Origin of the sequence: Streptomyces sp. SolWspMP-5a-2 (assembly GCF_900091845.1) — a bacterium.
Classification (GTDB): domain Bacteria; phylum Actinomycetota; class Actinomycetes; order Streptomycetales; family Streptomycetaceae; genus Streptomyces; species Streptomyces doudnae.
The window spans coordinates 22,591-44,467 of sequence record NZ_FMCI01000201.1 but is presented as its reverse complement, the minus strand read 5'-3'; the positions used below and the strand labels follow the sequence as shown (position 1 = coordinate 44,467).

At 74.0% G+C, this 21,877-nt stretch carries 22 protein-coding genes; 10 read left to right on the top strand and 12 right to left on the bottom strand.

The annotated features are described in order from the left end of the window. Nucleotides 1-139 precede the first annotated feature (139 nt). A complete protein-coding gene (locus GA0115242_RS20335) occupies nucleotides 140-874 on the top strand; it encodes a response regulator transcription factor (RefSeq protein WP_093830478.1) in 735 nt (244 codons plus the stop codon). Then, complete coding sequence (locus GA0115242_RS20330; RefSeq protein WP_093830476.1) at nucleotides 871-2,394, top strand: HAMP domain-containing sensor histidine kinase; 1,524 nt, start codon at nucleotides 871-873, stop codon at nucleotides 2,392-2,394. The genes GA0115242_RS20335 and GA0115242_RS20330 overlap by 4 nt, the downstream gene beginning before the upstream one ends. Before the next feature lie 32 nt (nucleotides 2,395-2,426). Here GA0115242_RS20330 and GA0115242_RS20325 read toward each other — a convergent pair whose 3' ends face one another. The 4 genes from GA0115242_RS20325 to GA0115242_RS20320 all read right to left on the bottom strand — a co-directional run bounded on the left by GA0115242_RS20325 (nucleotide 2,427) and on the right by GA0115242_RS20320 (nucleotide 6,838). Further along, a complete protein-coding gene (locus GA0115242_RS20325) occupies nucleotides 2,427-4,211 on the bottom strand; it encodes an ABC transporter ATP-binding protein (RefSeq protein ID WP_093830486.1) in 1,785 nt (594 codons plus the stop codon). A 113-nt stretch (nucleotides 4,212-4,324) separates the two neighbouring features. Beyond that, nucleotides 4,325-4,453, bottom strand: coding sequence for a hypothetical protein (locus tag GA0115242_RS41760; protein ID WP_256089479.1), 129 nt, complete (start codon nucleotides 4,451-4,453; stop codon nucleotides 4,325-4,327). A gap of 88 nt (nucleotides 4,454-4,541) precedes the next feature. Then, nucleotides 4,542-4,667, bottom strand: a complete 126-nt coding sequence (locus tag GA0115242_RS41755; protein ID WP_256089478.1) for a hypothetical protein — start codon at nucleotides 4,665-4,667, stop codon at nucleotides 4,542-4,544. 341 nt (nucleotides 4,668-5,008) lie between these two features. Continuing rightward, nucleotides 5,009-6,838 (bottom strand): bifunctional metallophosphatase/5'-nucleotidase, encoded by a 1,830-nt coding sequence (locus GA0115242_RS20320; protein ID WP_093830474.1) that lies wholly within the window; start codon nucleotides 6,836-6,838, stop codon nucleotides 5,009-5,011. 169 nt (nucleotides 6,839-7,007) lie between these two features. Between GA0115242_RS20320 and mshD the strand changes: the two genes are divergently transcribed. Continuing rightward, nucleotides 7,008-7,934, top strand: coding sequence for a mycothiol synthase (gene mshD / locus GA0115242_RS20315; RefSeq protein ID WP_093830472.1), 927 nt, complete (start codon nucleotides 7,008-7,010; stop codon nucleotides 7,932-7,934). Here the strand turns inward: mshD and GA0115242_RS20310 are convergent. Genes GA0115242_RS20310 through GA0115242_RS20290 form a run of 5 tightly spaced genes read right to left on the bottom strand, consistent with a single transcriptional unit; the run spans nucleotide 7,891 to nucleotide 12,509 of the window. Continuing rightward, a complete protein-coding gene (locus GA0115242_RS20310) occupies nucleotides 7,891-8,706 on the bottom strand; it encodes an ABC transporter (RefSeq protein WP_256089477.1) in 816 nt (271 codons plus the stop codon). The genes mshD and GA0115242_RS20310 overlap by 44 nt on opposite strands. After that, on the bottom strand, nucleotides 8,694-10,220 hold the full coding sequence (locus GA0115242_RS20305) for an ABC transporter permease (protein WP_093830470.1): 1,527 nt from the start codon (nucleotides 10,218-10,220) through the stop codon (nucleotides 8,694-8,696). The genes GA0115242_RS20310 and GA0115242_RS20305 overlap by 13 nt, the downstream gene beginning before the upstream one ends. Further along, nucleotides 10,217-11,131: an ABC transporter ATP-binding protein gene (locus tag GA0115242_RS20300; RefSeq protein ID WP_370672305.1), complete on the bottom strand. Its 915-nt coding sequence runs from the start codon at nucleotides 11,129-11,131 to the stop codon at nucleotides 10,217-10,219. The genes GA0115242_RS20305 and GA0115242_RS20300 overlap by 4 nt, the downstream gene beginning before the upstream one ends. Continuing rightward, a complete protein-coding gene (locus GA0115242_RS20295; RefSeq protein WP_093830466.1) occupies nucleotides 11,128-11,961 on the bottom strand; it encodes a hypothetical protein in 834 nt (277 codons plus the stop codon). The genes GA0115242_RS20300 and GA0115242_RS20295 overlap by 4 nt, the downstream gene beginning before the upstream one ends. Continuing rightward, nucleotides 11,958-12,509, bottom strand: a complete 552-nt coding sequence (locus tag GA0115242_RS20290; protein WP_093830464.1) for an RNA polymerase sigma factor — start codon at nucleotides 12,507-12,509, stop codon at nucleotides 11,958-11,960. The genes GA0115242_RS20295 and GA0115242_RS20290 overlap by 4 nt, the downstream gene beginning before the upstream one ends. A gap of 110 nt (nucleotides 12,510-12,619) precedes the next feature. Between GA0115242_RS20290 and GA0115242_RS20285 the strand changes: the two genes are divergently transcribed. The 7 genes from GA0115242_RS20285 (at nucleotide 12,620) to GA0115242_RS20255 (ending at nucleotide 19,721) form a co-directional block, all read left to right on the top strand. Further along, nucleotides 12,620-13,006, top strand: a complete 387-nt coding sequence (locus GA0115242_RS20285; protein WP_093830462.1) for a GntR family transcriptional regulator — start codon at nucleotides 12,620-12,622, stop codon at nucleotides 13,004-13,006. Continuing rightward, nucleotides 13,003-13,896: an ABC transporter ATP-binding protein gene (locus tag GA0115242_RS20280; protein WP_093830460.1), complete on the top strand. Its 894-nt coding sequence runs from the start codon at nucleotides 13,003-13,005 to the stop codon at nucleotides 13,894-13,896. Before GA0115242_RS20285 ends, GA0115242_RS20280 begins: the two co-directional genes overlap by 4 nt. Further along, nucleotides 13,893-14,897, top strand: a complete 1,005-nt coding sequence (locus tag GA0115242_RS20275; RefSeq protein ID WP_093830458.1) for an ABC transporter permease — start codon at nucleotides 13,893-13,895, stop codon at nucleotides 14,895-14,897. The genes GA0115242_RS20280 and GA0115242_RS20275 overlap by 4 nt, the downstream gene beginning before the upstream one ends. Beyond that, nucleotides 14,894-15,724, top strand: coding sequence for a hypothetical protein (locus GA0115242_RS20270; RefSeq protein ID WP_093830456.1), 831 nt, complete (start codon nucleotides 14,894-14,896; stop codon nucleotides 15,722-15,724). Before GA0115242_RS20275 ends, GA0115242_RS20270 begins: the two co-directional genes overlap by 4 nt. 289 nt (nucleotides 15,725-16,013) lie before the next feature. Beyond that, complete coding sequence (locus GA0115242_RS20265) at nucleotides 16,014-18,245, top strand: RNA degradosome polyphosphate kinase (RefSeq protein ID WP_093830454.1); 2,232 nt, start codon at nucleotides 16,014-16,016, stop codon at nucleotides 18,243-18,245. After that, nucleotides 18,226-19,248, top strand: coding sequence for a CHAD domain-containing protein (locus GA0115242_RS20260; protein ID WP_093830452.1), 1,023 nt, complete (start codon nucleotides 18,226-18,228; stop codon nucleotides 19,246-19,248). The genes GA0115242_RS20265 and GA0115242_RS20260 overlap by 20 nt, the downstream gene beginning before the upstream one ends. Before the next feature lie 26 nt (nucleotides 19,249-19,274). Beyond that, nucleotides 19,275-19,721 (top strand): NUDIX hydrolase, encoded by a 447-nt coding sequence (locus tag GA0115242_RS20255; RefSeq protein WP_093830450.1) that lies wholly within the window; start codon nucleotides 19,275-19,277, stop codon nucleotides 19,719-19,721. An 88-nt stretch (nucleotides 19,722-19,809) separates the two neighbouring features. Here the strand turns inward: GA0115242_RS20255 and GA0115242_RS20250 are convergent, their stop codons facing one another. From GA0115242_RS20250 to GA0115242_RS20240, 3 genes are all read right to left on the bottom strand, one after another. After that, on the bottom strand, nucleotides 19,810-20,289 hold the full coding sequence (locus GA0115242_RS20250; protein WP_093830448.1) for a hypothetical protein: 480 nt from the start codon (nucleotides 20,287-20,289) through the stop codon (nucleotides 19,810-19,812). Between the two features lie 23 nt (nucleotides 20,290-20,312). Beyond that, on the bottom strand, nucleotides 20,313-20,717 hold the full coding sequence (locus GA0115242_RS20245) for a hypothetical protein (protein WP_093830446.1): 405 nt from the start codon (nucleotides 20,715-20,717) through the stop codon (nucleotides 20,313-20,315). Between the two features lie 956 nt (nucleotides 20,718-21,673). Next, nucleotides 21,674-21,859 carry a hypothetical protein gene (locus tag GA0115242_RS20240; RefSeq protein WP_370672306.1) on the bottom strand — a complete coding sequence of 62 codons (186 nt, stop codon included), beginning with the start codon at nucleotides 21,857-21,859 and terminating at the stop codon, nucleotides 21,674-21,676. Nucleotides 21,860-21,877 lie beyond the last annotated feature (18 nt).

The window sequence follows — 21,877 nt, the reverse complement described above, 5'->3', positions numbered from 1 at the left end:
CCTGACCCGGCGGCGACCGCCCGCGCCCGACCTCCGCACCGGCCCGTCGGCCACGGCGGGCTCCCGCACCGGCCGCGGAACGTGCGAGGCTGGCCGAGACCGCAGCCCCGTCCCACCGCACCCCGAGGAACCGCGACCGATGAGCCCCGCCGATGGCGACCGTGAACCGCAGCGCATCCTGATCGTCGACGACGAGCCGGCCGTGCGCGAAGCACTCCAGCGCAGCCTCGCCTTCGAGGGGTACGGCACCGAGGTCGCGGTCGACGGCGCGGACGCCCTGGAGAAGGCCACCGCCTACCAGCCCGACCTGGTCGTCCTCGACATCCAGATGCCGCGCATGGACGGCCTCACCGCGGCCCGCCGGATGCGCGGCGCGGGCACCACCACCCCCATCCTGATGCTCACCGCCCGCGACACCGTCGGGGACCGGGTGACCGGCCTCGACGCGGGGGCCGACGACTACCTCGTCAAGCCGTTCGAACTCGACGAGCTGTTCGCCCGCATCCGCGCGCTGCTGCGCCGCAGCTCCTACGCGGCGGCCGTGGCGGGCGCCGTCCAGGAGGACGAGGCGCTCACCTTCGCCGACCTGCGCATGGACCTCGCCACCCGCGAGGTCACCCGGGCGGGGCGCCCGGTGGAGCTGACCCGCACCGAGTTCACGCTCCTGGAGATGTTCATGGCGCACCCGCGCCAGGTCCTCACCCGCGAGCAGATCCTGAAGGCGGTCTGGGGCTTCGACTTCGAGCCGTCGTCCAACTCCCTCGACGTGTACGTCATGTACCTGCGCCGCAAGACCGAGGCGGGCGGCGAACCGCGCCTGGTGCACACCGTGCGGGGCGTCGGGTACGTCCTGCGCCAGGGCGGCGCCGAGTGAGCGGGGTCGGCCGCCGCTTCCGCGCCCTGCCGATCAGGGCGCGGCTGTCGCTGCTGGTCGCGTCGGCGGTGGCGTTCGCGGTCGCGGCGGTCTCGGTGACCTGCTGGTTCATCGTCCAGGGGAAACTGTACGACCAGCTCAACAACGACCTCCAGCGCGGCATGCGCGGCCCCGGGCAGATCCAGCAGGCCGAGATCGCCATCAACAACTGCTCCGAGACCCCGCAGGGCACCGGGTTCTTCCGCAGCAACTACTCCCAGGTGGTCACCGAGACCGGCCGGGTCTGCGTGACCGACGACTCCACCGGCACGATCAAGGTCACCCAGACCGACAAGAACGAGATCAAGGACGGCGACACCTCCCGCGTCTACTTCCGCAACGGCACCGACAGCAAGGGCAACGCGGTGCGGATGATGACCCGCCCGCTCGGCCCCATCACCACCGCGGGCGGGCAGACCGGCCCGTACATCGGCCTGATCGTCGCGGTCCCGCTCAAGAGCACCGAGACCACGCTCAACGACCTCGCCCTGATACTGCTGCTGGTCTCCGGCATCGGCGTGCTCGGCGCGGGCGTCGCCGGGCTCGCGGTGGCGCGGGCCGGGCTGCGTCCCGTCGACAACCTCACCGAGGCCGTCGAACACGTCGCCCGCACCGAGGACCTCGGTATCCGCATCCCCGTCGCGGACGACGCCGAGGACGAGGTCGCCCGCCTCTCCCGCTCCTTCAACTCCATGACCACCGCGCTCGCCAACTCGCGGGAACTGCAGCAGCAGCTCATCGCGGACGCCGGGCACGAGCTGCGCACCCCGCTCACCTCGCTGCGCACCAACATCGAGCTGCTGGCGCGCAGCGAGGAGACCGGCCGCCCGCTGCCCGCCGGCGACCGCAAGGCGCTGCTCGCCTCGGTGAAGGCGCAGATGACCGAGCTGGCCGCGCTCATCGGCGACCTCCAGGAGCTGGCCCGCTCGGAGGGGCAGCGCGGCGAACGCGTCCAGGTCGTCCCGCTGGAGGACACGGTCGAGGCGGCGCTGCGCCGGGCGCGGCTGCGCGGCCCCGAGCTGACCATCAACGCCGACCTGCGGCCCTGGTACGTCCGGGCGGAGCCGTCGGCGCTGGAGCGCGCGCTCGTCAACATCCTGGACAACGCGGTGAAGTTCAGCCCGGAGGGCGGCACGATCGAGGTCCGGCTCGACGGCGGTGTCCTGACCGTCCGCGACCACGGACCCGGCATCCCCGAGGACGAACTCCCGCACGTCTTCGACCGCTTCTGGCGCTCCCCCAGCGCCCGCGCGCTGCCCGGCTCGGGCCTCGGCCTGTCGATCGTGGCCCGCACGGTCCGGCAGGCGGGCGGCGAGGTGACCCTGACCCGCGCCCCGACGGGCGGCACGGTGGCCACGGTCCGCCTCCCGGGCGCCCCGACCCCGCCGCCCCCGGACCCACCGGCAACGGCACCGGCCTCGACATCGGCAACGGCATCGGCAACGGCATCGGCGCCGCCGTCGGCGGACCCGGGCCGGTAGGCCCGGCCGGTCCCCCGCCCGCGCGCCGGTTCCTACCACCGCAGGACCATCGTCTGCTCCGGGTCGCGCGCGGGCTCCGTCACCGCCTCGGGGAGGGGGTGGCAGAGGCGGGCGTAGGTGCCGCCCAGGCCGAGCAGTTCGTGGTGCGTCCCGGACTCCACCAGCCGTCCGCCGTCGACGACCAGGATGCGGTCCGCGTCCGGCGCCAGGGTCAGATCGTGGGTGATCATGATCGTCGTCCGGCCCGCCATCAGACGGCGCAGCGGCCGGACCACCTGGCGGGCGGCGACCGCGTCGAGTCCCGTCGTCGGCTCGTCCAGGATCAGCACCGGCGCGGCGCGCAGCATCGCGCGGGCGATGGCGATCCGCTGGAGCTGGCCGCCGGAGAGGGCCGCGGTGCCGGGGGCGATGAGGGTGTCGTAGCCGTCGGGGAGCGCGGTGACGAAGTCGTGGGCCGCCGCGTCCCGGGCCGCCCGCTCGATCTCGGCGTCGCTCGCGCCGGGGCGCCCGCAGCCGATGTTCTCCCGGACGGTGCCGTTCAGGACGAGCCGTTCCTGCGGCAGCAGCGCGACGTTCTCCCGCAGGAAGGCGAGCGGCAGGTCGGGCAGGGCCACGCCGTCCAGGGTGATCGTGCCGCGGGCCGGGTCGTAGAAGCGGGTCAGCAGCGTGGCGAGGGTGGACTTGCCCGCCCCGCTGGGCCCGGTGACCAGGACGAGTTCGCCGGGACCTGCCGTGAAGCCGACGTCGCGCAGGGAGGGGCGCGCGGAGCCCGGGTGGCGGAAGGACACCCCGTGCACGGCGAGGTGGCCGCGGACCGGCCAGGGCGGCACCGGGCGGACGGGGTCGGTGACGGCGGGTTCGGCGTCCAGGATCTCGCCGAGCCGCTGGGCGCCCGCGGTGGCGGCGGTCAGGGTCAGCCCGAGCTGTCCCAGGCTGCGGACCGGCGGGTACAGGTAGCCGATGAACGCGGCGAACGCGAGGAGCTGGCCGAGGGTCATCCGGCCCGCCGAGATCTCCCAGACCCCGGCGCCGATCACCGCGAGGACGCAGAGCGTCTCGACGACCTCGACGGACTGCGCGTACATCTCACCCAGCCGGGCCCCGCGCACCGAGGCCCGCATCCAGGCGCGGGCCTCCCGGTCGAGCCGCCGCTCCTCGTCGGCGCCGCGACCGTAGGCCTGGGTGAGGACGACGTTGCCGAGCGACTCCTCGACGACGGAGGTGAGGGCGCCGTCGGCGACCCGCTCGTCCCGGGAGGCCGTCCCGACGCGGCCGGCGAACCGGCGGGCGGCGAGCAGGAACAGCGGGGCCAGCCCGAAGGTGAGCAGCGCCAGGTCCCAGCGCAGGTAGAGGGCGGCGCAGGCGTAGAACACCGCGGAGAAGGCGGCGGAGACGGCCCCGACGACGCCGGAGACGACCAGTTGCTCGATGGCCTCGACGTCGCCGGTGAGACGTTCGACCAGGTCGCCTCTGCGGTGCCGCCGGAAGAAGTGCGGGGGCAGTCCCTGGACGTGCCGGAAGACGCTCGCGCGCAGCCGCAGCACGAAGCGTTCCGCGGTGCGCGCGGCCAGGGAGTTGCCGAGGTAGCCGACGACGGCGCCGAGCACGGCGACGCCGAGCCAGGCACCGGCCGGGCCCCAGAAGGCGGCGAGCGAACCGGCCCGGAGCGCGGTGTCGGTGAGGTGGGCGAAGAGCAGGATCGAGGCGGTCTCGGCGAACGCGGACGCCACCACGCAGCCGACGATCACCAGCAGCCCGCCGCGGTCGCCGCGGGTCAGCGGCCAGAAGCGGCGGAAGGCCGCACGGACGTCCGTCATGATCACGGTTTCTCCCTCGGGTACGGGGTGACGGTGGGCGGGCACGGCCGAGGCGGGGTCACCGGGCGGGCGGCGTGTGCCCGTCGGTGACCCCGCCTCGTGGCGTGCGGCCGTCAGCCCCGGTGTCCGCCGACCGGACGGCGCCGGGGCGCCTTCTTCGGCGCGGGCTTCCGGGCCTCACGCTTCGGCGCCGGGGCGTCCTCGCGGGCCTTGCCGACGGGGGCGATCTTGTGGAAGCTCATGGAAATCTCCTCGGTTCGCAATTCTCGATACGGGCGATACAGCGGGCACCTGATGTGCGTCAGTAAATTCTGTGTGAGGCGTGCCGAATTACTTGTGGCCGACCGGGCGGCGCCGGGGGGACTTCTTCGGCGCGGGCTTGCGCTCGGCGACCGGCCTGGCGGCGGGGGCGGCCTGGCGCGCCTTCTTGACCGGGGCGATCTTGTGGAAGCTCATGGTGTTCTCCTTCGGTTCGGCGACGGATTCCGCTGCCGCGGTGCCGTTCGCTTTCGACATGGAAAACACTACGGGAAAGGCGAAGCCGAAAAAGCCATTTCGCCTTGGACTTGAATAAGACTGGATATGCATTGCCTCTGAGAACAAAAACTTACCCGGGACGAGGAACCGGGAGCGTGCTCACACAGGTTTTACCGCCGGACATGCCGAAGGCGGCCGCGTCGGGGACACGGCCGCCTTCGGGGGACGTCCGGGGGGCACCGGGAGACGTCCGGGGTGGCGCGAGGTGGTGCGGGGTGGTGCGAGGTGGTGCGGGGTGGCGCGAGGTGGTGCGGGTCGGGCTACTGGACGATCGTGATCCGGTTCGTCGTCGGCGGGGCCAGCGGGGCGGCGGCCGAGGAGTTGGCGGTCAGGTACTCCGTCAGGGCGGCCAGGTCGTCGTCGCCGACCAGCGGGGAGGTGCCCTGCCCGAGGGTGGTGAAGCCGTCGCCGCCGCCCGCGAGGAAGGAGTTCGTCGCGACGCGGTAGCCGGCGGCCGGGTCGATGGCCGCGCCGTTCAGCGTGATCGAGGAGGTGACGACCCGGTCGGCGCCGGACTTCGTCAGGTCCAGGGTGTAGCTGAGGCCCGAGGACGGCTGGAGGATCTTCGGGGCGCTCGCGTTGGAGCCGCTGACCTGCTCCTTCAGCACCTGGATCAGCTGGGCACCGGTGAGGGTCTGGAGGTTCACGGTGTTGGCGAAGGGCTGCACGGTGAAGCCCTCGGCGTAGGTGACCACGCCGTCGCCCTCGGCGCCCGAGGCCGCGTAGGTGAGACCGGCGCGGACCCCGCCCGGGTTCATCAGCGCCAGGGACGTCGTCGGGTCGAGCTTTCTGCCGTACGCGAGCTGCGCGTCCGCGATCAGGTCGCCCATCGGGGACTCGGTGCCGGTGTTGGGCACGTCGGCGGAGATGTAGCCGACGGCGCGGTTGCCGATCGGGGCGGCGAGGGTGTTCCACTTCCCGATCAGGCTGGTCATGTCGGCCGCCTTGGGGACGGTCCTGGTGACCACGTGGTTGGCCGACTTCACCGAGGTGCGCGCGATGTCACCGGTGCGGCGGTCGTAGGTCAGCGTGGTGTCCGTGTAGAGGCGGCCGAAGGAGGCGGCCGAGGTCACCATGCGCGGGTTGCCCGCCGGGTCCGGGATCGTGCAGACGTACGCGTTGTGCGTGTGGCCGGTGACCAGCGCGTCCACCGACGGCGAGATGTTCTTCGCGATGTCGACGATCGGGCCGGAGATGCCGCTGCCCGCGCCGGAGGAGTCGCAGTCGTAGTTGTAGCTGCCCGAGGCGGGCAGGCCGCCCTCGTGGATCAGCGCGACGATCGACTGCACGCCCTGCTTCTGCAGCACCTTGGCGTACTTGTTGATCGTCTCGGCCTCGTCCTTGAAGGTGAGGCCCTTGACGCCCTCGGCGGAGACGACGCCCGGGGTGTTCTCCAGGGTCACACCGATGAAGCCGATCTTGACGTCCTTCTTCTTCCACACCCAGTACGGCGCGAGGACCGGCTTGCCGGTCTTCTGCTTGAGCACGTTGGCGGCCAGGTAGGGGAAGTCGGCGCCCTTGAACTTCTTGTCCGTGTAGCAGCCGGCGGTGGGGTGGCAGCCGCCGTTCTGCAGGCGGCCGAGTTCCGCGGCGCCCTCGTCGAACTCGTGGTTGCCGACCGAGGTGACGTCCAGGTCCAGCTTGTTGAGCGCCTCGATGGTGGGCTCGTCGTGGAAGAGGCCCGAGATCAGCGGGGAGGCGCCGACCATGTCGCCGCCCGCGGCGGTGATCGAGTACGCGTTGCCCTTGCGGGCCTGGCGCAGGTGGGTGGCGAGGTACTCCACGCCGCCCGCGTCGATCGTCTTCGTGGTGCCGTCCGCCTGGAGTTCGCTCACCCGGCCGGAGGAACCCGACGGCGGCTCCAGGTTGCCGTGCAGGTCGTTGAACGACAGCAACTGGACGTCCTGGTAACGGTTCTGCTGGCTGTGCCCGTGACCGTGTCCGTGGCCGGACCTGTCGTGCGCGTCGGCGGGCATCGCGGCGGCCAGCGCACCGGCCGTGGCGAGCCCCGCGGAGGCTGCCAGGACGCGGAGCGAGCGCCGTCTGAGCCGCTGCCGGCGCGGCTGGGAGGAGGTGGAGTTGGCAGGCATGCGCCCCCCTGTGAGTCTGCTGAGGTAGTGGGCCCCCGTCCGGCGCAGCCTAGGGTCAACGCGCGTAGCGCGACAGGTGTTTCCGGGTTACATCCTGATTTCCCTTTGCCTTTTCCTTTACTGCCGCTTTGCCGCAACCTCCCGGTCCGGTCCCCGTACCCTCGTACGCATGACCAGCGACGACACCGCACGGATCACCCCGGCCCGCTCCATCGGGACCCACACCGCGCTCGCCCCGGACCAGACCGAAGCCGTCCTCGCCCTGCTCGCCGAGGCGGCGGCCGCGGACGGCCAGCACGCGGTGTCCGAACAGGGTCGGCTGCACGTGCGCGGCGGCGCCCGGGACGGCATCGCGCACCTGCTGCTCACCGTGGACGGCGAACTCGCGGGCTACGCCCAGCTGGAGGACACCGACCCGGTGGAGGCACCGGCCGCCGAGCTGGTCGTGCACCCGGCGCGGCGCGGCCACGGGCACGGGCGGGCGCTCGGGGTGGCGCTGCTCGCCGCGTCCGGCAAGCGGCTGCGGGTGTGGGCGCACGGCGGTCACCCGGCCGCCCGCCACCTCGCGCAGGTCCTCGGGCTCACCCTGTTCCGTGAACTGCGGCAGATGCGGCGGCCGTTGACCGGCCTCGAACTGCCGGACCCGGTGCTGCCCGAGGGTGTGACGGTGCGGACGTTCGTCCCCGGCGAGGACGACACCGCGTGGCTCGCGGTGAACGCGGCGGCCTTCGCCCACCACCCGGAACAGGGCTCCCTGACCCAGCGCGACCTCGACGACCGGAAGGCCGAGCCGTGGTTCGACCCGGCCGGGTTCTTCCTCGCCCTCCGCGACGGGGAACTCGTCGGGTTCCACTGGACGAAGACCCACGCGGCCGAGGGCCTGGGCGAGGTGTACGTGGTGGGCGTGCGCCCCGGTCAGCAGGGCGGCGGCCTCGGCAAGGCGCTCACCACGATCGGCCTGCGCCATCTCGCGGCGGCGGGCCTGCCGACGGCGATGCTGTACGTGGACGCCGACAACAAGGCCGCCGTGGCGGTCTACGAACGGCTCGGGTTCACGACGTACGAGACGGACCTGATGTACCGCACCGAATCCTGAGCCGGGCGCCCGGCTCCCGCAGCCACACCGCCGCCGTCAGCACCGAGGCCGCCAGCAGCCCCGCCCACCGGTCGTGGGCGGCGGTCCAGAGGGGGTCGTCCGGGGTGACGAACAGCGCCCACCGCTCCGGCAGGAACCACGGGCCGAGGACGGCCAGCAGCAGGACGCCCACCGCCACCTGCCGTCCCGGGGCGGCCTCCTGACCCAGCCGCAGCGCCGACACGGCCCCCGCGGCGGCCAGCGCGCAGACGGCCGCGGCCTCCAGGGTGATCGCCCCGGCCGGCGGGCGGTGCTCCGCGGGCATCGCCAGCAGGGTCGCCGTCCACCACAGGACGGTCACCGGGAGGGCCAGGGCCAGCCGCAGACCGGTGCGCAGCACCCGGCCGGTGGGGACGGCGGCCGTGGTGTGGCGGGCCGGGTCGTCCAGCAGGAAGGCCAGGCCCAGCGCGTACAGCAGGATCGCGCCGCGCAGCAGGTTGACGGCGAGCCAGGGCGTCGGCGGGTCGTCGGAGAGCCGGGGCACGGCCGCGAGCAGCGGACCGAGCAGGCCGGTCGCCGCCAACGGCCGCCAGGGCAGAGCCCGCAGCACGGGCGGCGCGAGCGCCCTGACCGAGGCGAACACGGACGGCGGGGACGACGCCCTGCCGGGGCCGCGGGCCGGGCGGGGTGCGGTGCGGGGTGCGGTGGCGCCGTTCACGGGGGCGCCGTTCACGGGGGCGCCGTTCGCGGGGGCGCGGTCGGCGCCGGGGCGCGGGCCGTTCAGTCCTCGCACTTGTCGTCCCCCTGCGGCTTCGGCGCCCCCAGCAGGCCCGCCGCCTCGGCCGCCGTGATCCCGGGGGCCGTCAGCTCCGTCCAGTGGGCCTTCACGCGGGTGGCGACCTGCGCGCGGGGCCGGTCGAGGAGATCGCGGACCACCTCGGTCTGGGCCTCGGTCATGGAGTGGGGCGCGGTCTGGGAGAGGACGAGCGCGGAGCCGGTGTCGCTGTCGTCCAGGCGGACGTCGCGCAGTGACCCCACCGGGTCGGGCAGGGCGGACAGGGCCAGCCACATCACCGTCACCGCGCGGCCGTCGCAGATCCGGCCCGCCTTCGTCTCGTCGCCCGCGACCAGCACCCCGGCGACGTCGGCGGCGAACTCGGGGACCCGGTTGCCGCCCCAGGAGGTGCCGACCGTCACCTGGTGCGGGGTGCCGGTGGCCTCGGGGTCGGTGTCGGCGGCGGGGCCGAAGCGGGCGTCGATGCGCTGGCGGACCACCAGGGCCGGGTCGGACGCGGTGACGCCGGACGCCTCGCGGATCCGGTCGACGACCTGCGCCCAGCGGTCCGTGCGGGGGATCCACTCCGGGTAGGCGCAGTACGTCGTGCCAGTGTGCCGCACACAGCTTTGGACCTTCTCCGGGGTGAGCGTCGCGCGTTCCCGCGCGGCCCTGACGTCGGCGGGGAGGGTGCCGGTCTGCAGGACTCCGCCGGTCACCGCGAGGGCGACCGCCACCGCGAGGCCGCCCAGGGCGAGGGGGCCGCGCGCACCGGCCCGCACGACCGCGAGCGTTCCCAGGACGAGGGTGAGTCCGGCGAGGTAGAGGGCGTGCCAGGCGGCGGGGCGGCCCAGCAGGTCGGAGGGGAAGATCACGGGTCCCGGCTCGCTGACGATCGGGAGCAGCCAGCGGGTGCCGCGCTCGTCGTCGCCGACGGGGAGCGCCCCGGCGACGAACAGCAGGAACAGGAGCACGAGGGCGATCGGCGCGGCGGCCACCGAGCGCACCACCCGGGCCAGCAGCACGCCGAAGGCGCCGAAGAGGAGCACCGTCAGCGGGCCGACGGCAAGTTCGGCGGGCGAGCCGTGGCCGACGGCGTCGGGCAGCAGCGCCGCGTAGCCGAAGTGGGCGAGCACGCCGACCGCGGTGACCAGCGCGACCGGCAGGAGGGACAGCGCGTGGGCGGCCGTCCGGGCACCGGGGCCCAGCGCCAGGACGGAGAAGTGGCGTTCGGTGTCGCGGTACTTGGAGCGCAGCACCGCGTGGTTGACGCTGAGCATGACGGCGAGCGCGACGAGGAGCGGGCCGCCCTGGGTGGCGCGGTCGACGTCCTGGAGCGCCGGGTGGCCGTCCTCGACGCCGGGAGTGCGCCACACCGTCCAGGCCGTGAAGGCGGCAAGGGCGGCCAGCACGGGCGGGCTCAGCAGCAGCCGGCGGCCTTCGAGGAGGGCCAGCGCCAGGACGGCGGAGAAGGTGCGGGCGGGGCCGGTGCGTTCGGCGGCCGGGGCCTGCGGCAGGAGGGTGGCGGTCATGCCGTCACCGCCGTGTCCGCCTCGTCCAGGGTGAGCAGGTAGCCGTCCTCCAGGGTGGGCGGGAGCAGGTCGGCGCCGGGGGGCGGATCGCCGAGGTTGCGGAAGGTGCCGGTGCCGGTGCGCCATCCGGCGCGGGCGCCCGGGTCGCGTTCGGCGCTGCTCCAGACCCGGCCGGCGGCGCGGTCGGTGAGGTCGGCGGGGGTGCCGTCGAAGCGGACCCGGCCCCCGGCCATGACCAGCACCCGGTGGCAGAGCATCGCGACGTCCTCGGTCTGGTGGGTGGAGAGCAGCACGGTGCGGCCCTCGCCCGCCTGGGCGATCAACTCCCTGAAGCGCATGCGCTGTTCGGGGTCGAGGCCGACGGTCGGTTCGTCGAGGACGACGAAACCCGGGTCGCCGACGAGGGCCGCGGCGAGCGCGACGCGCTGGCGCATGCCGCCGGAGAGCTTCTTGATGCGCTTGCCGCGCGCGTCCGCGAGGCCGACCTGGTCGAGCACGCGGCGCACCTCGCGGTGGCGTGCGCCGCGGTCGGTCCGCTCCTTGAGGATCGCCACGTAGTCGACGAACTCGAAGGCGGTGAAGTCCGGGTGGAAGCCCGGGGTCTGGGGCAGGTAGCCGAGGGCGCGGCGCACCGACTGGCGGCCCGCCGCGTCGGCGGGGTCGTGGCCCAGGACGGTGAAGGCGCCCCGGTCGGCGGGCACGGCGGTGGCCAGCACCCGCAGCAGGGTCGTCTTCCCGGCGCCGTTGGGGCCGAGCAGCCCGGTGACGCCCGCGGACAGCCGCAGCGCCACGTCGTCGAGGGCTCGGGTCCCGCCGTAGCTGAGGCTCAGCCCGGTGGCGGAGACGGTGGGTGTCGTCATACGGCACTCCTGATCAGGGATGTCGTTCTCGTGGGTCGTCTCGTGGGTCATACGGAGAAGGTCTGGAGGCGGTCGAAGCGGTCCCTGGCGAGGAACAGCAGCCCGCAGGCGAGGGCGGTGACGGCCGCCGCGACGCCCTGCCCGGCCGCGCTGAACGGCGCGAGCGTTCCGGCGGCACCCGCCTTGACCTGCGCCACGACCAGCAGCGTCAGCCAGCCGCCGCCGGTCAGCACGGGCGCGAGCACGGGCCCGAGCCTGCTGGTGAGGGCGAGCGCGGTGGCGGTGAGGGCGAGGGCGGGCAGCAGCCAGGCGAGGGCGATCAGCCCGAACGAGGGCAGCGCGAGGGTGGCGAGCAGGTCGAGGCCGATCGCGGTGGCCAGGACGGCGACCGTGCGGATCATCAGCAGCCGGAACCCGTGCATCGGGGCGACCACCGCCATCTCGTGGGCGGGGTCGAGGGCGGGCCCGAAGGAGAGGGCGACGCCGACCAGCGGCAGCAGCGGGGCGAGGGCGAGGAAGAGGGTGGGCTCGGCGCCCGCGCGGACGGTGTCGGTCGCCAGGACCGTCGTCAGCAGGACGCAGACGACCGCGCCGAGCCAGGAGCGGCGCAGCACCGGGGTGGCCGTCAGCAGCCGCGCGACGTGGTCGGGGACGCCGAGGCGCACCAGCAGGGACTCGACGGGACCGCGCCGGGGCGCGTCCAGCTCGGCGTCCAGGCGGGCCCAGCCGAGGTCGACGGCGGCCGGGTCGGTGAAGCCCGCGAGGCGTTCGCGGCAGGGTGCGCAGGCGGTGAGGTGGGTGTCGGCCGACCACAGGGCGGGGGAGGCCAGCTCGCCGCGTCCGTAGGCCCGCAGATCGTCGTCGTCGACGTGCCAGGTCATGCCAGTGCCTCCCGCAGTTGCTTGCGGGCCCGCATCGCCCGCGTCTTGACCGTGCCCGGCGGGATGCCGAGCAGGACGGCCGCCTCACGGGTGTTCAGCCCGTCGACGACGGTGGCCTGGAGGACCGCCCGCAGCTCGGGCGAGAGCCGGACCAGGGCGCCCGCGAGGTCCCCGTGCTCCACCCCCGCGAGCACGCGGTCCTCGGCGGACGCCTCGTCCCGGTGGCGCAGCCTGGCCAGCGTCTGCCGCAGCCTGCCGCGCGCGCCCTCGCCCCGCAGCGCGTCGACCAGCCGCCGCGACCCGATCCGCCACAGCCATCCGGCGGCGTCCCCGGTGGCGCTCTCGTGCCGGTAGCGGGCCTTGCCCCGCCAGATGGCGAGGAAGGTCTCCTGCACGACGTCGTCGACCACGGCGGGGTCCGCGCACCGGCCGCGCAGCCGCGCGGTCAGCCACGGCGCGTACCGCCGGTACAGCTCCTCGAAGGCGTGCCGGTCGCTGTCCGCGGCGATGGCCCGCAGCAGCTCCCCGTCACTTCTCGTTCCGCTCACATCTCCTCATCGCACGAGGTGCCGCCTCCGGTTCGCGGTCCGGCGTTTGACTTTTCCGGCGCCCCTGCACCACCCTTTCACTACTCAATTAGTGAAAGGGTGGTGCAGCGGTGCTCGCCTACCGCATCGACCGGCGCTCCGGCGTCGCCACCTACCTCCAGATCGTCCAGCAGACCAGACAGGCGCTGCGCCTGGGACTCCTGGTCCCGGGCGACAAGCTGCCCACCGCGCGCGAGGTCGTCGAGGCGACCGCCATCAACCCGAACACCGTGCTCAAGGCCTACCGCGAACTGGAACGCGAGGGACTCGTCGAGGCCCGCCGCGGCCTGGGCACCTTCGTGCGCCGGGCGCTGGCCACCACCCCCGCCGACTCCCCGCTCCGCACCGACCTCGACGCCTGGGCGGCCCGCGCCAAGGCGGCCGGACTCGGCCGGGAGGACGTGGCCGCCCTCTTCACCGCCGTCCTCGAAGACCACTTCCAGGGAGACCCCTCATGACCGACACCGCACTGGAGGCGGCCGGCCTCGGCAGGCGCTACGGACGGCGGCGCGCCGACCGGTGGGCCCTGCGCGACTGCTCCTTCCGGCTCCCCGCCGCGCGCGTGTGCGCCGTCGTCGGACCCAACGGCGCCGGGAAGTCCACCCTGCTGGCCCTCGCCGCCGGACTGCTGCCCGCCACCGAGGGCACCGTCACCGTCCTGGGCGCCACCCCGGCCGCCGCCCGCCACCGGATCGGCTACGTCGCCCAGGCCAAGCCGCTCTACCCGCAGCTCAGCGTCGCCGACACGCTCGCCATGGGCGCCGACCTCAACCCCGGCCACTGGGACGCCGCCACCGCGGCCCGCGTCGTCTCCGACGGCGACCTCGACCCGCGCACCCGGGTCCGCACCCTCTCCGGCGGCCAGCGCACCCGCGTCGCCCTCGCCCTGGCCCTCGGCAAACGCCCCGAACTGCTCCTGCTCGACGAACCGATGGCCGACCTCGACCCGCTGGCCCGGCACGAACTGATGGGCACCCTGATGGCGCAGGCCGCCCGGCACGGCACGACGATCGTCATGTCCTCCCACGTCGTCGCCGAACTGGAGGGCTCCTGCGACCACCTGCTGCTGCTCCGCGGCGGCCGGATCGGGCTGGCCGGCGAGATCGACGACCTGCTCGCCGCGCACCGCAGGGTCTCCGGCCCCGCCGACACCGTCCTCGACGGCCACCAGGTCGTCGAGTCCCGCACCACCGGACGCCAGCTCACCGCCCTGCTGCGCCCCGCGGGACCGCTCCCGGCCGCGCTCACCGGCGCCCCGCCCACCCTGGAGGAGCTGGTCCTGGCCCACCTGCGCGGACCGCAGGACCCGGCCGCCTCCCCCGCCGCATCCCAGAAGGCCACCGCATGACCACCGCCACCGCGCCCGTGACCGGCGCGCTCACCGCACCCCACCGGCTGCGCTGGCTGCTGCGCCTGCACCGCCCGGCCCTGTACGTCTGGACGGCGGCCGTCGTCGTCCTCACCGCCGCCCTGCTGTGGCTCGGCGGCCCGCTCACCGACGCCGCCGTGCACGCCTGGCGCCAGTACGACGTCTGCCGCACGGGCGCCACATGCGTCTACGACCAGGACGCGATCCTGCGCTACAAGGACGTCTACCAGTACACGACCTGGGCCGTCCTCGCGCTGCCCTTCCTGGTCGCCGCCTGGGCGGGCGCCGCGCTCACCGGCCGCGAGGTGGAGTCCGGCACCGCGCACCTCGCCTGGACGCAAGGCGTCAGCCCGGCACGCTGGCTCGCCGCCAAGCTCGCCGCGCCCGCCGCCGTCGCCGCCGCGGGCACCGCGGTGCTGGTCGCCCTGCACCGCTGGGCCTGGCTCGCCGACCACGGCGGCATCGACACCGCCAAGTCCTGGAGCTCCTTCGAGACCTACTACGCCAACGGCCCGCTGCCCGTCGCCCTCGCCCTCGCGGGACTCGCCGCGGGCGCCCTGGCGGGCCTGGCCACCGGACGCGCCCTGGCCGCCCTCGCCTGGGGCATGTCGGCGACCCTCGCGCTCTGGGGCGCCGTCCACCTCGCCGCGCCCCGCCTCTACCCGGCCGTCACCCGCACCGCGGGCCTCGACCACGACGGCCCCGTCGGCAGCGGCATCGTCCTCGACAGCGGCATCGTCACCGCCGACGGCCGCCACCTCCCCGACCCGTTCTGCGGCAGCTCCGCCTACTCCACCTGCCAGGCCCTGTACGAGCGGATCGACGCCGTCGGCTTCTTCAGCGTCTACCATCCGCGCTCCCACTACTGGCCGCTCCAGCTCCTCGCCACCGCACCGGTCCTCGCCGCCGCCGCGCTCCTCGCGCTCGCCGCGTTCGTCCTGCTCCGGCGCCGCACCCAGGGGAAGGCGGCCACCGCGTGAGCACCCTCCTCCCCGGACTGCCCCGGGCCGTGCTGCGCCTGCACCGGCCCGCCCTCGCCCTGTGGACCGCCTTCGTCCTGGTCACCGTCGGCTGCCTGGTGCTGGTGGCGTCCGCCTCCGACGGGGCCCGCAGCGGCCTCACCGACTGCACGGCACCCGGGGACGGCTGCCTCGCCGACCCCTGGGCCATCGACTACGGCTCCCTGCTCGGCACCGTCGGCGGCCTCACCTCCCTCGGCGTCTGGGCCGTCGCCGCCTGGGCGGGCGGCGCGCTGATCGGCCGCGAACTGGAGAGCGGCACCGCCCGGCTCGCCTGGACCCAGGGCGTCTCGCCCCGCCGCTGGCTGGCCACCGGGCTCGCCCTGCCCGCCCTGGCCCTCACCACCGGATCCGCCGCCGTCGCCGCCGTCTTCCAGTGGGCCTGGAGCAGCCACCAGGACCTGACCGCCGACGAGTGGGCCACCACCGGCGCCTTCGCCGCCCGCGGCCCCGCCCTGGCCGCCTACACCCTGTGCGCCCTCGCCCTCGGCGCCCTCACCGGCCTGCTGCTGCGCCGCCAGCTCCCCGCCCTGGGCGCCTCCCTCGCCCTGACCGTCGCCCTCGGCCAGGCCATGGCCGCCCTCCGGGCCCGGTTCTGGCCCACCGCGACGCTGCACGACGGGCAGCACCTCTCCCCGCACGCGTGGCAGCCCTCCGGGCACGGACCCGCCTACCACCCGGCGTCCCACTTCTGGCCCATCCACCTGGTGGAGACCGGCGTCGTCGTCACCCTCGCGGCCCTCGCGACCGCCGCCGCCTTCGCCGTCCTGCGCCGCCGCACCGCCTGACACCCGCCCGGCCCGCCCGCCGCGTCCCCGCATCCGGACGCGCGCGGGCCGCCCCGCGATATCCCGCACGCCATGTCGCCGTAACCAACGGTTCAGACGGGCTTGCGAGGCTCGGCCAATGACGCCCGCCGCGCCAGAGCCCACGCCGCCCAACGGGACACCCGACGGGTCCTCCCGCCGGAACGGCACCAGGAGGACCGGGTCGGGGAACGCCTCCCCGCCCGCCCCACCGCTCCCGCCCGCGGCGTCCGACGCGCCCGTACCGTCCCGCGCGCGGAAGAATGGGTCCATGAGCCAGCCAGACGCCCAGGCAAAGGTCCAGCACGCGCAGCCCTCCGTGGGCTCCATAGCCGCGCACCGCCCGCACACGGTCGCCGCCGCGGTCTCCGACCTGGAACCCGACCTCGACGCGGACCTCGACTCCTACGAGGAAGCGCCGACGGACGGACCCCAGCTCCCGCAGGGCCGCTTCCTGGACCGCGAACGGAGCTGGCTCGCGTTCAACGAACGCGTCCTGGAACTGGCCGAGGACCCCGACACGCCCCTGCTGGAGCGCGCCAACTTCCTCGCCATCTTCGCCAGCAACCTGGACGAGTTCTTCATGGTCCGGGTGGCCGGACTCAAACGCCGCATCGCCACCGGCGTCGCCACCCGCTCCGCCTCCGGGCTCCAGCCCCGCGAGGTGCTGGAGATGATCTGGGCCCGCTCCCGCGAGCTGATGGCCCGGCACGCCGCCTGCTACCACGAGGACGTCGCCCCCGCGCTCGCGGAGGAAGGCATCCACCTGGTCCGCTGGAGCGAACTGACGGAGAAGGAGCAGGCCCGCCTCTTCACCCTGTTCCGGCACCAGATCTTCCCCGTGCTGACCCCCCTCGCGGTCGACCCCGCGCACCCCTTCCCCTACATCTCCGGGCTCTCCCTCAACCTGGCCGTGGTGGTCCGCAACCCGGTCAGCGGCCACAAGCACTTCGCCCGCGTCAAGGTGCCCCCGCTGCTCTCCCGCTTCCTGGAGAGCTCGCCCGGCCGGTACGTCCCCATCGAGGACGTCATCGCCGCGCACCTGGAGGAGCTGTTCCCGGGCATGGAGGTGCTGGAGCACCACGCCTTCCGGCTCACCCGCAACGAGGACCTGGAGGTCGAGGAGGACGACACCGAGAACCTCCTCCAGGCCCTGGAGAAGGAACTCATGCGGCGCCGCTTCGGCCCGCCGGTGCGCCTGGAGGTCGAGGAGTCCATCGACCGCGAGGTCCTCGACCTGCTGGTCCGCGAGCTGAAGATCTCCGAGTCCGAGGTCTACCCGCTGCCCGGCCCCCTGGACCTCACCGGCCTCTTCCGCATCCACGGCCTGGACCGGCCCGAGCTGAAGTACCGCAAGTTCATCGCGGGCACCCACCGCGACCTGGCCGAGGTCGAGTCCGCGTCCGCCCCCGACATCTTCGCCGCCCTGCGCGAACGCGACGTCCTGCTCCACCACCCCTACGACAGCTTCTCCACCTCCGTGCAGGCGTTCCTGGAGCAGGCCGCCCAGGACCCCGACGTCCTCGCCATCAAGCAGACCCTCTACCGCACCTCGGGCGACTCCCCCATAGTCGACGCCCTCATCGAGGCCGCCGAGGTCGGCAAGCAGGTCCTCGTCCTGGTCGAGATCAAGGCCCGCTTCGACGAGCACGCCAACATCAGGTGGGCGCGCAAGCTGGAGGAGGCGGGCTGCCACGTCGTCTACGGACTGGTCGGCCTGAAGACCCACTGCAAGCTGTCCCTGGTGGTCCGCCAGGAGGGCGACACCCTGCGCCGCTACAGCCACGTCGGCACCGGCAACTACCACCCCAAGACGGCCCGCCTCTACGAGGACCTCGGGCTGCTCACCGCGGACCCGCAGGTCGGCGCCGACCTCTCCGACCTGTTCAACCGGCTCTCCGGCTACTCGCGCCGGGAGACCTACCGCAGGCTGCTCGTCGCGCCCAAGTCCCTGCGCGACGGACTCGTCGCACGGATCAACAAGGAGGCCCAGCACCACCGTGCCGGGCGCCCCGCGTTCATCCGCATCAAGGTCAACTCCATGGTCGACGAGGCGATCATCGACGCGCTCTACCGGGCCTCCCAGGCAGGCGTGCCGGTCGACGTGTGGGTCCGCGGCATCTGCGCCGTGCGGCCCGGCGTCGCCGGTCTGTCGGAGAACATACGGGTGCGCTCGATCCTCGGCCGCTTCCTCGAACACTCCCGGGTCTTCACCTTCGGCAACGGCGGCGAACCCGAGGTGTGGATCGGCAGCGCCGACATGATGCACCGCAACCTCGACCGCCGGATCGAGGCCCTGGTCCGGGTCACCGACCCGGCCCACCGCGCGGCCCTGAACCGGCTGTTGGAGACCGGCATGTCCGAGACCACCGCCTCCTGGCACCTCGGCCCGGACGGCGAGTGGATCCGGCACGCCACCGACGCCGAGGGCAGCCCGTTGCGGAACATCCAGGAGATGCTCATAGACGCCCGGAGGCGCAGGCGTGGCACAGCAACACCTTGACCCGACGGACCCGGCCGCCGGGCCCTCCCCCACCGGGGGCGCCCTCGCGGACTACCTGCGGGCCCAGGCCACCGAGTTCCTCCGCGCGCTGCGGCAGCACCGGGAGTCCGGCAGCGGCGGCAACGGCACGGCGGAGTCCGCCGACGCGGCGCGCGCCCTGCGCCGCTCGGTCCGGCGCGTCAGCGGCAGCCTGCACACCTTCCGCCCGCTCCTGGAGAGCGAGTGGTCGGAGGGGCTGCGCCCCGAACTCGCCTGGGTCTCCGGCACGCTCACCATGGAACACGCCTGCGCCGCCCGCCTGGAACGGCTGCTGCTCGCCCTGCACCGGCTCTCCGGCACGGCCGTCTTCCCGGCCCAGGCGGGCGGCCCCGCCGCCCCCGAGCGCGGCAACCTCACCGTGGGCGCGGCCAAGGCGGGCGCCCTGCTGGAACGGCAGCTCACCCTGGCCAGGACCAGGGCCCACTCCAGCGCCCTGCAGGCACTCGGCTCCTCCCGCTTCCACGGCGTCGCCGACAAGGTCGCCGTGCTGGCCAGCGAGGTGCCCCTGACCTCGGCCGACGCCGACCTGCGCCCCCTCGCGCGGGCCGCCGAGGAGCGCCTCGCCGACGCGGTGGCCGCGCTGCCGCTGGTCACCGCGGGGCACCCGTACAACGCGGAGGCGCTGGTGCACGGCCTCTCCCCCGACCCGGCCCCGCACCCGCAGGACGCCCCCTGGCACCAGGTCAGACTGCTGCTGCGGCTGCACCGCTACGCCCTGGAGGTGCTGCACGGCGGGGACGGCCCCGTCGACGTGCGGCTGCTCACCGCCGGGCAGGCCCTCGACCGGCACCGGGACGCCTCCGAGGCGGCGGCGGCAGCGGCGGCCGCCGCCCGCACCCCGAGGATCGCCCCGGCGACGGCGTACGCGCTGGGCGTCCTGCACGCCGACCAGCGGCACGAGGTGGAGGCGGCCCGCTTCGCGTTCCAGCAGTGCTGGCAGAAACAGGCGGTCCGCACCCCCTGACCCCCACGAAGGAGCGGTGAACCCCGGTGACCAGTACCCACGACACCCTCGTCCGCGCGGCCGGCTGCGTGCTGTGGCGCCGCGCGTCCGGGCAGCAGATCGAACTGGCCCTGGTCTACCGGCCCCGGTGGGCCGACTGGTCCTGGCCCAAGGGCAAGCTCAAGCGGGACGAGACGCACGAGGCGGCGGCCCGTCGCGAGGTGCTGGAGGAGACCGGTCACACGTGCCGTCTGGGCGCGCCGCTCCCCGCCGCCCGGTACGTCGACCACCAGCGGCGGCCCAAGGAGGTGCGCTACTGGGTGGCCGAGGCGACCGGCGGGACCTTCACCCCCAACGCCGAGGTCAGTGACCTCGTCTGGCTCACGCCGGAACAGGCCCGCCGGCGGATCAGCCGCCCGCGCGACCGCGACCTGATCGCGACGGCCCTGCACGCCATCGCCGAGGAAGGCGCCGGCGGCTCCGCCGCGCCGTGACCCGACGGCCGGTCGGCTCCTCCGACGGCGGCCCCGCTCCGCTCTCTCCGGAGAAGGGGCCGCCCGCCGTGCCCGGCGGGCAGGTCCTTCAGCGGGCGGGCCGGTCGTGGTCGTCCCAGACCTGGAGCCACTGCCGCGTGTTCTGGAGGTACTGCATCTGGGCCTGCATCTCGGCACGCGCCTTCTCGGTGATGTGCCCGCGCAGAACCTTCCACGCGAAATAGCCCGCGCGCTCCTCCCAGTGCACGAGGCGCCCGTCAGGGAGGTCGTCCGCGATCAGGACGACGGATTCGACGGCACCGGGGGCCACGAGGGTGCTCGCCTGGAGCGTCGCGTGATCGAGTGCGGGCCCGTCGTGCCAGTTCTGTTTCCACCAGCCGTCATCGATGAGCTGCTGCATCTTCGCCCGCATCTGCTCCTGCGCGGCAGAGTCCATCTCGTCCCTGACGATGTGCCAGGTGAAATTACCGTCGCTCTCGAGGGGAAGCACTACGGCCACCCCCGGGATGTCGTCGCAGGAATCGACGGTTTTGAACGTGGTGGTGGTCCTGGCTTCTCCGGACGGCATGTCTTTCCCTTCCCTGCTTCGCATTACTGGGTGCGGCTGCGGTTGTACGCTTCGACAATGGCCAGGAGCTGCCGCCGCTCGGCGTCGGTCATCCCCTCGGCGTAGGTGACCAGCGCGCGGGCCTCACCGCTGGTGATGTACTGCGGCGTGATCCCCATGAACTGCGCCCCGGCGGCGTCCTGAATTGCAGCTAAGGGGACACCGAGCCCGTTCGCCAGTGCGCGCAGCTCAGGAATTTTCGGGGCTTTTACGTCGGCATTTTTTTCCAGCCGGTCAATATAATTGTAGCCAATTATGCTGCCGTTCTCCGGATTCTCCGGGTCGACGCACGCCGCAGAGAGGCTGCGCAGGCTCAGGCGCAGCTCTGCGCGTCGGCTGCGGACGAGGTCAGACAGCTGTGTGCGCTGAGTGAGGTCATGGTCGGCCATGCCCGCATCCTGTCATCCCGGCCAGGGCGGGGCAGCTCACCCGCCATCAGGGGTTGCGCAATAGACATCTGCCGCATTCGACGACCCGTCATATCTGCAATGTGCAGGATTCACCGGGCGCCAATCGGGTCGCACGGGACATATTGACTTTCCTTCTTGACACGCGGAGTCCTCCCTGTGTCCAATGCGAACGCGTCTTCCCGGAAAGACACTTTGCTTTATGGGAGGGACACCGGGGTCGCTTCCGCCGATCGCGGTCCGGCGGAAGGAGCGGGCGGCTGCCGATGAGCCGGCCGTCCTGCGGCCCTGGGACGTGAGGGGCCCGAGGTGCGGGCTGTGCCGCACGCGGGCGCGCCGGGCGACCCGGCGGCGCGGCTCCGCCGAAGGGCGCGCGGGTGATCGCTCGCGCCCTGACGGAGCCGCGGACGGCGGGCTGAGCTGAGACGGGTCGGACATGGAGGTGTGCGGGATGGGACGTCCTGAGTTGTGGCGCACGGCGGCGGGCTCGTCGGTCTGGATCGAGACGGACCGGCGGGGGGAATGGATCAGGTGCGAGGGGTGTCCGCGGCCCCTGCTGATCACCGGATCGGGGCCCGCGCGCTTCGCCGCCGCGCAGCATGCGCGGCAGTGCCGGAACTAGGGCGGGTCTGACGATGCCCTAGGTGTGTTGTCCGGGGAGCCGACACCGACGGCCGGGCCGCGACCGCCTGGCCGGGGGCGGGCCGGAAACGCCCGGTAGGAGGCGGTCGCGCGGGCTCCCGCGATCCACCGGCGGCGTGTGTGCGGACGGCGCGTGAGCGGGCGGCGGTACCCCGGTGCCGGATCGTTTCAGCGCCGCCGGTGCCGCCCGTGCCCCGCGCCCCGGCGGGGTTCCGCCCGTCCAGGCAGAGGGGTGCGGGCCGACCCGTGGTCGGTGCCGCTCGCCCGCGAGCCGCCGGACGAGCCGCCCGGGGGCGCTACCCGCGCGTCGACCCCTCGTGGGTCGCGCCGTCCGTCCGGGCCTGGCTGCGGGCCCGGCGGGCGGGGCCGCGCCACCCGCACCCGCATCTCGCGAAGCAGAACCGGCCCTGTTCGACGATCACCGTCGGATGGCCGTGCGTGTCCGGGGTGATCCCGAGACCTTCCGTGTGCGCCACACCCATCACGTTACCCAGCACCGG